General features: G+C 50.9%; 15 protein-coding genes. 8 read left to right on the top strand and 7 right to left on the bottom strand.

Annotated features, from left to right (window positions below):
- Nucleotides 1–44: 44 nt before the first annotated feature.
- Nucleotides 45–1589, top strand: coding sequence for a transcriptional regulator TyrR (tyrR, locus tag OGV94_RS11725; RefSeq protein WP_043016187.1), 1545 nt, complete (start codon nucleotides 45–47; stop codon nucleotides 1587–1589).
- 53 nt (nucleotides 1590–1642) lie between these two features.
- Here tyrR and tpx read toward each other — a convergent pair whose 3' ends face one another.
- Complete coding sequence (gene tpx, locus OGV94_RS11720; protein ID WP_003020437.1) at nucleotides 1643–2149, bottom strand: thiol peroxidase; 507 nt, start codon at nucleotides 2147–2149, stop codon at nucleotides 1643–1645.
- 115 nt (nucleotides 2150–2264) lie between these two features.
- On the opposite strand from tpx, the gene ycjG reads away from it, so the two are divergent.
- Nucleotides 2265–3230: an L-Ala-D/L-Glu epimerase gene (ycjG, locus tag OGV94_RS11715; protein WP_105179602.1), complete on the top strand. Its 966-nt coding sequence runs from the start codon at nucleotides 2265–2267 to the stop codon at nucleotides 3228–3230.
- Here ycjG and mpaA read toward each other — a convergent pair.
- Nucleotides 3205–3933: a murein tripeptide amidase MpaA gene (gene mpaA, locus OGV94_RS11710; protein WP_043016189.1), complete on the bottom strand. Its 729-nt coding sequence runs from the start codon at nucleotides 3931–3933 to the stop codon at nucleotides 3205–3207. The two genes, ycjG and mpaA, sit on opposite strands and share 26 nt — an antisense overlap.
- A 184-nt stretch (nucleotides 3934–4117) precedes the next feature.
- On the opposite strand from mpaA, the gene mppA reads away from it, so the two are divergent.
- Both mppA and OGV94_RS11700 read left to right on the top strand, forming a co-directional pair.
- A complete protein-coding gene (gene mppA / locus OGV94_RS11705) occupies nucleotides 4118–5731 on the top strand; it encodes a murein tripeptide ABC transporter substrate-binding protein MppA (protein WP_043016190.1) in 1614 nt (537 codons plus the stop codon).
- 71 nt (nucleotides 5732–5802) lie between these two features.
- Nucleotides 5803–6072 carry a Rho-binding antiterminator gene (locus tag OGV94_RS11700; protein ID WP_075146233.1) on the top strand — a complete coding sequence of 90 codons (270 nt, stop codon included), beginning with the start codon at nucleotides 5803–5805 and terminating at the stop codon, nucleotides 6070–6072.
- Between the two features lie 37 nt (nucleotides 6073–6109).
- Here the strand turns inward: OGV94_RS11700 and OGV94_RS11695 are convergent, their stop codons facing one another.
- The gene (locus tag OGV94_RS11695; RefSeq protein WP_043016192.1) at nucleotides 6110–6880 is read right to left on the bottom strand and encodes a DeoR/GlpR family DNA-binding transcription regulator; all 771 of its coding nucleotides are present in this window, start codon (nucleotides 6878–6880) and stop codon (nucleotides 6110–6112) included.
- A 119-nt stretch (nucleotides 6881–6999) separates the two neighbouring features.
- On the opposite strand from OGV94_RS11695, the gene OGV94_RS11690 reads away from it, so the two are divergent.
- From OGV94_RS11690 to OGV94_RS11680, 3 genes are all read left to right on the top strand, one after another.
- Complete coding sequence (locus OGV94_RS11690) at nucleotides 7000–7383, top strand: VOC family protein (protein WP_043016193.1); 384 nt, start codon at nucleotides 7000–7002, stop codon at nucleotides 7381–7383.
- A 211-nt stretch (nucleotides 7384–7594) separates the two neighbouring features.
- Nucleotides 7595–8002, top strand: coding sequence for a cupin domain-containing protein (locus OGV94_RS11685; protein WP_179947233.1), 408 nt, complete (start codon nucleotides 7595–7597; stop codon nucleotides 8000–8002).
- Nucleotides 8003–8045: 43 nt separating this feature from the next.
- Nucleotides 8046–9098 (top strand): NAD(P)-dependent alcohol dehydrogenase, encoded by a 1053-nt coding sequence (locus tag OGV94_RS11680; protein ID WP_080625238.1) that lies wholly within the window; start codon nucleotides 8046–8048, stop codon nucleotides 9096–9098.
- 39 nt (nucleotides 9099–9137) lie between these two features.
- Here OGV94_RS11680 and OGV94_RS11675 read toward each other — a convergent pair whose 3' ends face one another.
- On the bottom strand, nucleotides 9138–10169 hold the full coding sequence (locus tag OGV94_RS11675; protein WP_043016196.1) for a mechanosensitive ion channel family protein: 1032 nt from the start codon (nucleotides 10167–10169) through the stop codon (nucleotides 9138–9140).
- 244 nt (nucleotides 10170–10413) lie between these two features.
- Between OGV94_RS11675 and OGV94_RS11670 the strand changes: the two genes are divergently transcribed.
- Nucleotides 10414–10674 carry a DUF2534 family protein gene (locus tag OGV94_RS11670; RefSeq protein ID WP_003020403.1) on the top strand — a complete coding sequence of 87 codons (261 nt, stop codon included), beginning with the start codon at nucleotides 10414–10416 and terminating at the stop codon, nucleotides 10672–10674.
- 48 nt (nucleotides 10675–10722) lie between these two features.
- Here OGV94_RS11670 and uspE read toward each other — a convergent pair whose 3' ends face one another.
- From uspE to ogt, 3 genes are all read right to left on the bottom strand, one after another.
- Nucleotides 10723–11673: a universal stress protein UspE gene (gene uspE, locus OGV94_RS11665; protein WP_043016197.1), complete on the bottom strand. Its 951-nt coding sequence runs from the start codon at nucleotides 11671–11673 to the stop codon at nucleotides 10723–10725.
- A gap of 151 nt (nucleotides 11674–11824) precedes the next feature.
- Complete coding sequence (gene fnr / locus OGV94_RS11660) at nucleotides 11825–12577, bottom strand: fumarate/nitrate reduction transcriptional regulator Fnr (protein WP_003020397.1); 753 nt, start codon at nucleotides 12575–12577, stop codon at nucleotides 11825–11827.
- Between the two features lie 194 nt (nucleotides 12578–12771).
- Nucleotides 12772–13287, bottom strand: a complete 516-nt coding sequence (ogt, locus tag OGV94_RS11655) for a methylated-DNA--[protein]-cysteine S-methyltransferase (RefSeq protein ID WP_043016198.1) — start codon at nucleotides 13285–13287, stop codon at nucleotides 12772–12774.
- Between the last annotated feature and the right edge of the window lie 71 nt (nucleotides 13288–13358).

Raw genomic sequence — 13358 nt, 5'->3', positions numbered from 1 at the left:
TCTTATCATTTAACACATAATCCCTTGTCCAGGTGAAGGTTCCTATGCGTTTGGAAGTCTTTTGTGAAGACCGACTTGGTCTGACCCGCGAATTGCTCGATTTATTGGTACTCAGAAGCATTGATTTACGCGGTATCGAGATTGACCCCATCGGGCGAATTTACCTCAATTTTGCGGAACTGGAGTTCACTAACTTCAGCAGCCTGATGGCTGAAATCCGCCGTATCTCAGGGGTTACGGATGTGCGTACCGTGCCCTGGATGCCCTCCGAGCGTGAACATCTTGCGCTGAGCGCGCTGCTTGAGGCATTGCCAGAACCGGTCCTTTCTCTGGACATGAAAAGCAAAATCGAGATGGCGAACCCTGCGAGTTGTCAGCTTTTCGCGCACACTCAGGATCGGATGCGCAATCATACCGCCGCCCAGTTAATCAACGGGTTTAACTTCCAGCGCTGGCTCGAAAGCAATCCACAGGATTCTCATAGCGAGCATGTCGTTATTAACGGCCAGAACTTCCTGATGGAAATTACGCCTGTCCATTTGCAGGGTGAAAATCAGGAGCAGATGCTGACCGGTGCAGTTGTCATGCTACGTTCCACCCTGCGGATGGGACGTCAGCTGCAAAATATGACGACCCAGGATCTGAGCGCGTTTAGCCAGATTATTGCCGTCAGCGCCAAAATGAAACACGTGGTGGAACAGGCGCGAAAGCTGGCGACGCTGAGCGCGCCGCTGCTGATTACCGGTAATACCGGCACCGGCAAAGATCTCTTTGCTCATGCATGCCACCTGGCCAGTCCGCGTGCGTCGAAACCGTATCTGGCGCTCAACTGCGCGTCAATTCCTGAAGATGCGGTCGAAAGCGAACTGTTTGGCCATGCACCGGAAGGCAAAAAAGGCTTCTTTGAGCAGGCGAATGGCGGTTCGGTTCTGTTAGATGAAATTGGCGAAATGTCGCCGCGAATGCAGACCAAATTGCTGCGTTTTCTCAATGACGGCACGTTCCGTCGGGTGGGAGAAGATCACGAGGTTAACGTTGATGTCCGCGTGATTTGCGCGACGCAAAAGAATCTTGTTGAGCTGGTACAAAAAGGACTTTTCCGTGAAGACCTCTATTATCGTCTGAATGTACTGACGTTAAACCTGCCGCCGCTGCGCGATTGCCCGCAGGATATTATGCCGCTTACCGAACTGTTTGTGGCGCGCTTCGCCGATGAGCAGGGCGTGCCACGTCCGAAGCTGTCCGCTGACCTCAGCACGGTGTTAACCCGTTACGGCTGGCCGGGTAACGTGCGTCAGCTTAAAAATGCCATCTACCGGGCACTGACCCAGCTTGAAGGTTATGAGCTGCGGCCGCAGGATATCTTACTGCCAGATTACGATGCGGCAACGGTTGCGGTCGGAGAAGAGGTGATGGAAGGGTCGCTGGATGAAATTACCAGCCGCTTTGAACGCTCAGTGCTGACGCAGCTTTATATGAATTATCCCAGTACGCGCAAACTGGCCAAGCGCCTCGGCGTTTCGCATACCGCGATTGCCAACAAATTGCGTGAGTATGGTTTGAGCCAACAGAAAAAAAGCGAAGAGTAATGCCGTAAATAAAAATGCCTCCATTCGGAGGCATTTTTGTATGCAGACGCAGCTTACGCTTTCAGTACGTCCAGCGCCGCTGTGTAGTCTGGTTCGTTGGTGATTTCATTGACCAGTTGGCTGAAAACAACGTTGTCATTTTCATCGATAACGACCACGGCACGTGCGGCCAGGCCTTTCAGCGGGCCTTCAGCGATTTCAACACCGTAGTTTTTCAGGAATTCTGCGTTGCGCAGGGTGGACAGCGTGATAACGTTGCTCAGACCTTCCGCGCCGCAAAAACGAGAGTGGGCGAATGGCAGGTCGGCCGAAATGCACAGTACGACGGTATTGTCGATTTCTGTCGCCAGTTGGTTAAACTTACGTACCGATGCCGCACAAACGCCGGTATCGATGCTTGGGAAAATATTCAGCACTTTGCGCTTGCCTGCGAACTGGCCCAGCGTAACGTCAGACAGGTCTTTAGCCACAAGGGTAAAAGCCTGAGCTTTGCTTCCAGCCTGAGGAATAGAGCCGGCAACGGCTACCGGGTTGCCCTGGAAATGAACGGTTTGTGACATGGTTATCTTCCTGTTTACATATAGTTAACGTCGGGGCTAGTTTATGCCATCAGTAGTTAACACGGCAAACGCTATTTGCGGATATCCGCTTCAGGTACTGCATTAAGGAAAACAGATGAGAACAGTTAAGGTGTATGAGGAAGCCTGGCCGCTGCACACTCCCTTTGTTATCGCCCGTGGGAGCAGAACCGAAGCGCATGTGGTGGTAGTTGAAGTCACAGAAAACGGCGTCACCGGTATCGGCGAGTGCACACCGTACCCGCGCTACGGTGAAAGCGATGCTTCTGTGCTGGCGCAAATTATGAGCATTGCGCCAAAACTGGAAAACGGACTGACCCGTGAAGAGCTGCAAAAGCTGCTGCCAGCGGGGGCTGCGCGTAATGCCGTGGACTGCGCGTTGTGGGATCTGAGTGCGCGCCAACAGCAGCAGCCGTTGGCGGAATTGGTGGGAAGTGAACTGGCGGAAGTGGTAACGACGGCGCAAACCGTGGTGATTGGCTCGCCGGAACAAATGGCGGCGAGCGCGGCTGCGTTGTGGGAAAATGGCGCGAAACTATTAAAGGTTAAACTGGATGCGCGATTAATCAGCGAACGGATGGTCGCTATCCGTGCCGCGGTCCCTGATGCCACGATTATTGTCGACGCCAATGAATCCTGGCGGGCAGAAGGCCTGGCGGCACGCTGTCAGCTCCTGGCTGATTTAGGTGTGGCGATGCTGGAGCAGCCGCTGCCGGCGCAGGACGATGCCGCGCTGGAGAATTTTGTGCATCCGCTGCCGATCTGCGCGGATGAAAGCTGTCATACCCGCAGCAGCCTGAAAGCGCTGCACGGGCGCTATGAAATGGTGAATATCAAACTGGATAAAACAGGCGGCCTGACGGAAGCGCTGGCGCTGGCAAATGAAGCTCGCGAGCAGGGATTTGCGCTCATGCTGGGCTGTATGCTGTGCACCTCCCGGGCGATCGGCGCGGCGTTACCCCTTACGCCGCAGGTTAGCTTTGCCGATCTTGATGGTCCTACCTGGCTTGCCAGCGACGCGGAGCCGGCACTGCATTTTACGACCGGACACCTTCATCTCTAGGGTGCCAGCGCAGGAGATTGGACATGGCCAGCAGGTATTTCTCGCTCGCTTCATCTGATGAAATGGGGGGGAATTCGGCGGTTATGCAGTGTAAGTTCAGATCTGCGCACCAGCTTCCAAAAGAGCCGGGCGTTTCATAACCTACGCTGGTAACGAGGGGCAATTCAAACGACTGCGCCAGCCACGCGCCTAATTCGCTGCGTCTGGGATCTTCAATACAGGCCAGCGGATCGTGAAAAGAGACTACCCACGCCGGATGAATTCGGTGAATAAGTTGGCATAGCGCCTGGGTTTCCGGTTCTGAGCCCGGACTTTCGCCGGTCAGCAACACCACATCGCGTTCTTCTGCGCTGCTGTTCCAGCGATACACCGTTTCGCCCGCTTTCCAGTTTGCGGCGGGAAAGTTACGGTTTAGATCCACGCCGTTGGCATTTGCGCGTAGTCCGAGCTGGCAACCGTCAGGGTTAACGGCCAGCACCACATGGTGACGACGCAAGGAAGGGTTAAGCGTACGCAATGCGCAGGAGAGAGTGACGACCGATGCGTTTTCGTCGCCGTGCGTTCCTGCCAGTATCAGGCCGCTTTCACGATCGGCTGCCAATGCGGGAAACCAGATTAACGGCGCGCCTAACAATGAACGTCCGTAATGTTCGGTCCCAGGTGGAAATGCGCCGCGCTCGGCACGGGGGCGGGTAACGGTCATAGTCATCTCTGAATGCATGGGTTATTACTCGCAGTGTTGTGCAAAATGTATGGATAATCAAATCGTTTTCACACACTTATCTTTTCAGGTGTAATATCACTTTCTTGTCGGAAGTTAATTGCATTTCCTGCTGGCGATACAAATAATTACACATTCACTTAGTAGCCGGAATTGAGGGTATTTTATGCAGCATTCTGTTTCAGTAACCTGTTGTGCGCTGTTGGTAAGCAGCATTTCATTATCCTGGGCTGCTGATGTTCCCAGCGGAACGGTACTGGCAGAAAAACAAGAACTGGTGCGTCATATCAAAGACGAACCTGCGTCGCTGGATCCGGCAAAGGCCGTCGGGCTTCCTGAAATTCAGGTTATTCGTGATTTATTTGAAGGGCTGGTCAACCAGAATGAGAAGGGCGAGATTGTGCCCGGCGTCGCCACCCAATGGAAAAGCAACGATAACCGTATCTGGACCTTTACGCTGCGTGACAATGCGCAATGGGCCGATGGTACGCCGGTAACGGCCCAGGATTTTGTCTATAGCTGGCAGCGTCTGGTTGATCCGAAAACGCTGTCGCCGTTTGCCTGGTTTGCTGCGCTGGCGGGAATTAGCAACGCGCAGGCGATCATCGATGGGAAAGCCTCTCCGGATAAGCTCGGCGTTAGCGCGGTTGATGCGCGTACATTAAAAGTCCAACTGGATAAACCGCTGCCCTGGTTTGCCAATCTGACGGCGAGTTTCGCGTTTTATCCGGTACAAAAAGCTAACGTTGAGAGCGGTAAAGAGTGGACCAAACCGGGCAACCTGATCGGTAACGGCGCCTATGTGCTCAAAGATCGCGTCGTCAACGAAAAACTGGAAGTTGTGCCGAATACGCATTATTGGGACAACGCCAAAACGGTGCTGCAAAAAGTGACCTTCCTGCCAATTAACCAGGAATCGGCAGCAACCAAGCGCTACCTTGCTGGTGATATCGATATTACCGAGTCCTTCCCGAAAAACATGTATCAGAAATTGTTGAAGGATATCCCGGGCCAGGTTTACACCCCGCCGCAGCTTGGTACTTACTATTATGCCTTCAATACCCAGAAGGGACCGACGGCAGATTCACGCGTGCGTCTGGCGCTTAGCATGACTATCGATCGTCGTCTGATGGCGGAGAAAGTTCTGGGAACCGGTGAAAAGCCCGCATGGCATTTTACGCCGGATGTCACGGCAGGATTTGTGCCGGAACCTTCACCGTTTGAGCAAATGAGTCAGGAAGAACTGAATGCGCAGGCGAAAACGCTGCTGCGTGCGGCGGGCTATGGTCCACAGAAACCGCTTAAACTGACGCTGCTGTACAACACCTCTGAAAACCATCAGAAGATCGCTATTGCTGTCGCGTCGATGTGGAAGAAAAATCTCGGCGTTGACGTAAAACTGCAAAACCAGGAGTGGAAAACCTACATCGATAGCCGTAATACCGGTAATTTTGATGTGATCCGCGCTTCCTGGGTAGGTGATTACAATGAGCCATCTACATTCCTGTCGCTATTAACCTCGACCCATACGGGTAATATCTCCCGCTTTAATAATCCTGCTTACGACAAAGTGTTGACCCAGGCTACTCTGGAGAATACGCAGAAAGCGCGCAATGTCGATTATAATGCCGCGGAGAAAATTCTGATGGAACAGGCACCTATTGCGCCGATTTATCAGTATACCAACGGACGTTTAATTAAACCGTGGTTGAAAGGATATCCGATTACTAACCCTGAAGATGTCGCATACAGTCGCACAATGTATATTGTGAAGCACTGAAATAGCTCGCTCGTTCGGGAAGTGGTACTGGCTATTTCCCGAACAAATAAGGCTGTGACGAAGGTGGGGTTATGAAAGCAATGGAAAAGTATCATCCGATAGATTGCGATCTTCATGATTACCTGGAAATCGCCTGTATGTACCACTATTTGTTGCGCATTGAGTTAACGGATAGCACATGTTTTGATGCCAAAGCGCTGACAACCTGTACCACCGCCGATAAAGAAGAATTTCTGCTGGTGGAGCTGCATGAAAATGAGCAAAAAATTCGTCTGGATTGTCTGTCATCAATCACCGCGCTGACGCCAGGGGCGTCGTTCAGCACAGTGAGATTTCGATGAGCCATACGGCCATATTGAAAGGGACGTAGCGCCGCCGCTACACGGTATAAATCCGGATGTCGTGCGCCTGGAAAGCCGTGGCATACTCTTTGCTGATATTTTCCTCGACGACAATTACATCAATATTGCTGCTTTCAGTGACGACATAACGGGCAACTGCCGGGATTTTCTCCGCCGTCAGCGCGACGATAGTTTCATTACACTGCTTGATCACCGCTTTTTTGAACTCACAATCCGCGTAATCAAATCCCGTTAATCCGGACTCGGGCGACATCGCGCAGCCGCCAATAAATCCCTGATCGAATAAAATACCCTGCACCTGTGAGATGGCCGGGGCGCCCACACACCCTCCCGAAGATCGCTGTACCGCGCCGCCCAGCATAATGACCTCAAACAACGGCTTTTTTAGCAAAGCGGCAGCAATCTCCGGTGAGTTTGTCACTACGGTTAACGCCAGCTCGGCGGGCAGGGCTTCTGCCATCGCCAGGTTGGTACTGCCGGTGTCAATAAAAATGCAGCTTCCCGATTTGACCAACCGGGCACATCTCTGCGCGATGTTGCTCTTTTTCGCCACATTAATATTCTTGCGCACGGTGATGTCTTCGGACTCAGGGAGTGCAATGACCGCGCCGCCATAGACCTTTTTGCACACGCCATCTTTACTCAGTTCATGCAGATCACGGCGGATTGTATGTTCAGAAACACCTAACCTGCTGGCAAGTTCGGAACAGATGACTCTGCCGTTTTCCTGCAGGATCTGATAGATAAGCGCCTGGCGTTGTTCCGGGAACGCTGCGTAATCGAGCATAAACACTCCAGAGAAAATAAAAATCGAGCAACAACAAGCATGATCGTGCATTATGGTTCGCGATGTCAACATCCCTGTGGGGAACCTATTTTTTTGGTTACAGCAAGTAGAGGTCAGCTATGAAGGTTGCGCATATCGCGTTATGGACATTGGATCTCGAGCAGCAAGCTCAGTTCTGGGTTACGTTTTTTGACGCAAGGATCAACGAAAAATACTGCAGTAAAACCAATCCTGGATTTGAATCCTATTTTGTCAGAATGGGTGAAGATATCGCGATTGAGTTAATGACTAAGCCCGGGCTGACAAAACATACTCCGGACAATAACACCTCAGGGTGGGTGCATCTCGCCATTTCCGTTGGCGGTAGCGAAAATGTTGATGCTATGGCGATGCGTGCAAAAGAACAGGGTGTATTAGTTTCTGGCCCACGCACCACAGGTGATGGCTATTACGAAGCGGTAATACGCGATCCGGACGGTAACCTGATTGAAATTGTGGCGTAGAGCTTAACGCAAGCGCCAGGAGATAAATCGTACGCTTATTATTAATGAGTATGATTCATAAGTTTGTCCTTCTTTCCACCTCTAATCACCAGCCTGTCGAGTCTCTATAATTTTTATAGTTTTCAGCATCCGGTGGCGCATGCCGCCACCGTTTTGGAGAGTCGAAATGCAAAATCAACTGAATACCGTGTCCAGCGCTGATGCGGAGATTATGAATCACCAATTTGATGGCAACAGCGTCTTTCCGCGAGGGGAGAAAAATGAAGCGTATGCGAAGTATTTCACTGGCGACAGCTATCTGACCATGCTCTCCAAGGAAGGTGTGGTAATTGGCAACGTAGCATTTGAGCCGGGTTGCCGTAACTTCTGGCATATCCATCATCAAGGGGGACAAATATTGCTGGTGACTGGTGGAAGAGGCTGGTATCAGGCATGGAGTCAACCGGCGCGTGAGCTGAAAACCGGTGACGTCGTACACATCCCGGCAGGCATGAAACATTGGCACGGCGCCGCGCGTGACAGCTGGTTTGCCCATATCGCGGTTGAAATCCCGGCGCCTGGCGCATCGAATGAGTGGCTGGAACCGGTGAGCGACGCTGAGTACAACCTGTTGCCCTGAACTATGCTGGTTCTGGTAATACCCAATCCCTGAGGAAATCTACATGGTCATGAACGTGAAGGGTTATGCCGCGCTGGCGGTGAAAGAAGATTTAGTCCCACACAGTTTTGTTCGTCGCGATCCGCGTGAAGATGATGTGGTTATCGACATCTTATACAGCGGTGTTTGCCACTCGGATATCCATAACGCCTACAACGACTGGGGTGGCGCTAAATATCCGATGGTACCAGGCCATGAAATCATTGGCCGCGTGATACATGTTGGTAAGTCGGTAACGAAATTTAAAGTGGGCGATCTCGCCGGGGTCGGCTGTATGGTCGATTCATGTCAACATTGTAGCGCCTGTGAACAGGGATTAGAGCAGTATTGCGAAGAAGGCAACACGCTGACGTATAACGATACCGATCGTCACGACGGTTTACCCACTTTCGGCGGTTATTCTGACAAGATTGTCGTGACTGACAAGTTTGTTGTGAAGGTTCCTGAAGGGATCGATTTACGCGGTGCCGCACCGCTGCTATGTGCCGGGATCACCACCTGGTCGCCGCTGCGTCACTGGCAGGTTGGGGAGGGGAGTAAAGTCGCGGTTGTCGGGCTGGGAGGCCTTGGGCATATGGCGATCAAACTGGCTAATGCGCTGGGTGCTGAAGTCACGCTGTTTACGCGCTCGCCGGGTAAAGAAGCCGATGCCCGGCGTCTGGGGGCCCGCCATGTTGTACTTTCGACTGACAGCGAGCAGATGAAAGCCTCAGCGAATCAGTTTGATCTGATTATTGATACTGTCCCGTATGTACATGACCTGAATCCGTATATTCCAACGCTGGCGCTAAGCGGTACGCTGGTGCTGGTGGGTTATCTGGGGGCATTGGATCCCTTCGTGAACTCGGTACCGTTAATCCTCGGACGACGGTCTGTAGCGGGATCGGTTATCGGCGGTATTGCTGAAACCCAGGAGATGCTGGATTTCTGCGGCCAGCACGGTATTACAGCCGATGTTGAAGTGATCAATATTCAAGATATTAACCATGCCTGGCAACGGATGTTGAAAAGCGATGTCAAATACCGCTTTGTAATTGATATTGCTTCATTGAAATAAATACAAATAAAGACGCGGATTTCCGCGTCTTTTCTTTTGTTAGTGTGTCGAGGACGATGCTTCAGGATTATCCATATACAGTGTCTGGCTGGGGAAAGCAAAGTCGGCGCCGTTTGACTGGACAATCGAAATAATTTTCAAATAAACGTCTTGCTGTACCGCGAGCCATTCCTTCCAGACGGTGGTTTTCGTGAAGCAATACACCATGATATTCAGCGATGAATCGGCAAATTCATTGAAATAAACCAGCAGGGTTTGTTTCTGGTCTATTCCCGGATGATTTTGCAGCATTTGTCTGACCGATTCGACAACAGCAGCGACTTTATCGGCATCTTCATATCGTAACCCGATCACCGTTTTGATGCGGCGGTTCGTCATCCTGCCTGGATTTTCTACGCTGATGGAGGAGAAAATCGAGTTTGGGACATACAACGGACGATGATCGAAGGTGTTTATTTTGGTCATTCGCCAGCCGATTTCCGTAACCGTGCCTTCAATATTGCGGTCTGGAGAACGGATCCAGTCGCCGATGCTAAACGGTCTGTCAAAATAGAGCATAATTCCTGAGAAAAAGTTGCTCAGAATGTCTTTGCCCGCCATACCGACAGCGATACCGCCGATGCCGCCAAAGGTTAACAGGCCGGATAAGCTCATGCCGAAATGCTCGCCATACAGCAAAATGATGGCAACGATGATGGTGATCTTGATAATTCGCGACAGGATCCTCGCGCTGGTGATATCTCTGCCTTTATTGATCTGCGTCTTTTCAAACTGATTAATCACCAGAAAAAGTTTGATAGTCAGGATTAGCGCAATCAACGAGGTGCAGATAAAGTCGACCACGCTGGGGGAGATAAATTTCAGGCTGTAGCTTTCGATAACGTTATTAGCAATACTGCCAAACGTCCCGATGATAATGGCATAGACAAAAAATTGCGCTGCGTGAAATATGAATCCTTTACAGCGCCGCTCTCCACGATGATACCAGACGCTCATCAGGACCAGCGCTGCGCAGCTGCTGAGAATTACCGTCAAATTAAACGCATTATTTATAAACAGTTCAGCGATCATGATTCTTCCAGGTAGCTCCGTGGTAGTTAAATATCATCTGACATCCTCATCATCGAATATTTTACTCAGTTCAGGCGGTCAGATCATTAATCATCAGGAGAGATATATAATGCAATTAGCGCTATTTTCCGGGAAATAGCGCAGGCATCACCTTTGTGAGCAGTTTATGTAGCAGACAGTCAGTTGATGTCATGGTATTGTTAGCGCAAAGTAACAAGGTTTTCATCTGCAAAAGGACAGTACTATGATCATGGCTAAGCTGAAGACAGCGAAGGGACGGAAGTTTCTGTTGTGCCTGCTTGGGGTGTTTATTATCGCAGCGTCGGTCGTGACGCGAGCGACGATCGGTGGCGTTATTGAACAGTATGACATTCCGCTATCCGACTGGACCGCTTCAATGTACGCCATTCAATCTGCAATGATTTGTGTCTACAGTATGGTATTTACGATTCTGTTGGCTATCCCGCTGGGTATCTATTTCCTCGGCGGTGAGGAACAGCACTAAACGTTTGTTATGCCGGATGAGGTCGCCATCCGGCATTGAGTTGAGCGGTTAATCGTCTTCTTCGTCGTCCAGTTCAACGGGCGTCTGATATTCATCCGGCTTGATGACCAGCAGGTCGCAGCGTAGATGATCGATAACCTGTTCTGCGGTGTTACCAAGAAACGCGGCAGAAATCCCGGTACGACCAACGGTCCCCAGTACCACAATACCCGCCTGCAAGTGCTCGGCTAAATCGGGAATGACCTCTTCAGGCAATCCTTTTTCAACGTGCGTCACTTTCTCATCGATACTGAATTTCTGGCGTAACGCCTTCATGGCCAGCAGATGCTGTCCACGGATCGCATCGTTATAAACGCTGGGGTCAAATTCAGGCAGTTCAATTGCGATGTTGATTGGCGTAACAGGATAGGCGCCAACTAAATGCACTTCAGTATGGTTAACCTGTTCTGCCAGTTGGATCGTTTCTTTGACCAGTTTTTCATTGAGCGCATTGTGATAAGGCTCTTCACTGGCGAGGTTAACCGCAACCAGCGCTTTGCCACCTTCAGGCCACGGCTGGTCTTTGACCATCCATACCGGACTTGGGCATTTCCGCAATAAATGCCAGTCGGTGGGGGTGAAAATTACGGCTTCGAGGCGGTCGTGTTGGTGCGCCATCTTGAGGACCAGGTCATGTTGAGCGCTAATGACTTCCTGGATGATGGCTTCAAAGGGACGGTTGTGCCATACCACTTTAATTTCAAGGGGGATCCCTGCTTCGATATAGTATTTCGCTTGTTCACGGATCCATGCTGTTCGTTGACTGATGACCCCCTGACGCATTGCCGTACGCTCATCGGGCGACAGCAGGGTAGTCATCTCGTAGGAAAAGTCATAGATCGGCAAAAAGGCTTTAATTTTGCCACCAATCCGTTGATGCAAATAAACAGCTCGCCGTAATGCTGGTTGATCGTCCTGGTTCGGGTCGATGACGACCAGCATATTTTTATACATAGCCATACAGGGTCTCCTTACAACTGTCACTGCAGTTTGTAATTAAAAGAGTAACCCAATAATGTGGATTGAAACAGGGGATAACCTCCTGCCAGATCAATAAATCGGGAAAATTTAGCGATTTGACAGAAGGATAACAGAGATGCTTGCGGAAGGATTACGCAACGTTACGCGTGTGGCCAGCAAGAACTGCCAACGCGTCGCTATTCTCAATAGTGATGTATTTACCTTTCACTGCCAGCATACCGCTTTTCTGGAAACGACCCAGCAGGCGGCTGATGGTTTCGACCGTCAGACCGAGGTAGTTACCGATGTCGCCACGGGTCATGGTCAGGCGGAATTCACGAGGCGAGAATCCACGCTGGGCAAAGCGACGAGACAAATTGTAGATAAAGGCCGCCAGGCGCTCTTCTGCATTTTTCTTCGACAACAGCAGGATCATGTCCTGGTCGCCTTTGATTTCGCCACTCATCAGACGCATCATCTGCTGACGCAGATTTGGCATTTTGCCGGACAGGTCATCAAGGGTTTCGAAAGGAATTTCGCATACCATTGAGGTTTCCAGCGCTTGGGCAAAGCTCGGGTGATGTCCGCTGCCAATCGCGTCAAAACCGACCAGATCGCCCGCCAGATGGAAGCCAGTAATCTGCTCATCGCCTTGTTCGGTAATGGTATAGCTTTTAATCGTTCCGGAGCGGATAGCATAGAGTGATTTAAGCTCATCACCTGCTTTAAAGAGCGTCTGCCCCTTTTGGATAGGCTTTTTGCGCTCGATGATGTTATCGAGCTGGTCAAGCTCATGCTCGTTAAGTGTGAACGGGATGCAAAGCTGGCTGATGCTGCAATCCTGGCAATGGATAGCACAACCGCCAGACTGAATGCGCCGTATAATTCGCTTTTCCGGGATCATAGGTCTGCTCAAGCCGTAATTGATATTTGTCAATTTTAACATCTTTTTGGTGAGCACGTAAGCCTGAGCTACTCCCAATAGAGAATAATTCAGGCATAACTGGAGTGAATGTTTGTATCTGCTTGATTAACCACACTTAATTTGGGGTCGCATTATGCGGAAGTGTGATGAATAAGGCATTAATTGCCTGGAATCTAGAGTAGCAAATAACCTTCGTGGCGCAATAACCACTCTTTTCGTTGTACGCCACCGGCATATCCGGTCATGGTGCCGTTACGTCCGATGACACGATGACAGGGGACCACAATGCTTACTGGATTGGAGCCATTAGCTGCACCGACGGCTCTTGCAGCGCCGGGGCGTCCCAACTGTTCGGCCAACTGACCATAGTGCATGACCTGCCCACAGGGGATAGTGCGTAATGCTTGCCAGACTTCACGCTGGAAAGGCGTGCCAGCGGTTGCCGTTTCCAGTGTGTCAATAATGCTGAGGTTCCCGGCAAAATACTCCGAAAGCTTATCGCTTAATCCGCCGGGGTTTTTGTTTGCAATGCGCTGATAACCTTGCGCGCGGTAATGAATATCCAGCAATTGTTCCATACGATCGCGGTGCTGATCCCATTCCACCGCGCGCAGGCGAAATTGCTCATCACAAATAACCCACAGCGGGCCCAGCGGCGTGTCGATGGTGTCTTCCAGTAAGTTAAGCATCCATATCTCTCATTACAGCGTTCAGGCGAGGTTACACATTATCACGCCAGTGACCGTCGCAGCTATACCCC

This window comes from Citrobacter sp. Ce006, assembly GCF_030336535.1.
In the GTDB taxonomy this organism is placed as follows: domain Bacteria; phylum Pseudomonadota; class Gammaproteobacteria; order Enterobacterales; family Enterobacteriaceae; genus Citrobacter; species Citrobacter europaeus.
Note: the sequence above shows the minus strand (reverse complement) of the source record. Positions and strands in the feature narration are given on the sequence as shown.

Excerpts from the sequence above, each read along its gene's own strand:
- OGV94_RS11700 (WP_075146233.1), top strand. The coding sequence starts at position 5,803 with ATGAAAGCAATGGAAAAGTATCATCCGATAGATTGCGATCTTCATGAT.
- uspE (WP_043016197.1), bottom strand. The coding sequence starts at position 11,673 with ATGGCTATGTATAAAAATATGCTGGTCGTCATCGACCCGAACCAGGAC.
- fnr (WP_003020397.1), bottom strand. The coding sequence starts at position 12,577 with ATGATCCCGGAAAAGCGAATTATACGGCGCATTCAGTCTGGCGGTTGT.
- mpaA (WP_043016189.1), bottom strand. The coding sequence starts at position 3,933 with ATGACCGTTACCCGCCCCCGTGCCGAGCGCGGCGCATTTCCACCTGGG.
- OGV94_RS11670 (WP_003020403.1), top strand. The coding sequence starts at position 10,414 with ATGATCATGGCTAAGCTGAAGACAGCGAAGGGACGGAAGTTTCTGTTG.
- mppA (WP_043016190.1), top strand. The coding sequence starts at position 4,118 with ATGCAGCATTCTGTTTCAGTAACCTGTTGTGCGCTGTTGGTAAGCAGC.
- OGV94_RS11690 (WP_043016193.1), top strand. The coding sequence starts at position 7,000 with ATGAAGGTTGCGCATATCGCGTTATGGACATTGGATCTCGAGCAGCAA.
- tyrR (WP_043016187.1), top strand. The coding sequence starts at position 45 with ATGCGTTTGGAAGTCTTTTGTGAAGACCGACTTGGTCTGACCCGCGAA.
- OGV94_RS11675 (WP_043016196.1), bottom strand. The coding sequence starts at position 10,169 with ATGATCGCTGAACTGTTTATAAATAATGCGTTTAATTTGACGGTAATT.
- ogt (WP_043016198.1), bottom strand. The coding sequence starts at position 13,287 with ATGCTTAACTTACTGGAAGACACCATCGACACGCCGCTGGGCCCGCTG.
- OGV94_RS11695 (WP_043016192.1), bottom strand. The coding sequence starts at position 6,880 with ATGCTCGATTACGCAGCGTTCCCGGAACAACGCCAGGCGCTTATCTAT.
- ycjG (WP_105179602.1), top strand. The coding sequence starts at position 2,265 with ATGAGAACAGTTAAGGTGTATGAGGAAGCCTGGCCGCTGCACACTCCC.
- OGV94_RS11680 (WP_080625238.1), top strand. The coding sequence starts at position 8,046 with ATGGTCATGAACGTGAAGGGTTATGCCGCGCTGGCGGTGAAAGAAGAT.
- tpx (WP_003020437.1), bottom strand. The coding sequence starts at position 2,149 with ATGTCACAAACCGTTCATTTCCAGGGCAACCCGGTAGCCGTTGCCGGC.
- OGV94_RS11685 (WP_179947233.1), top strand. The coding sequence starts at position 7,595 with ATGAATCACCAATTTGATGGCAACAGCGTCTTTCCGCGAGGGGAGAAA.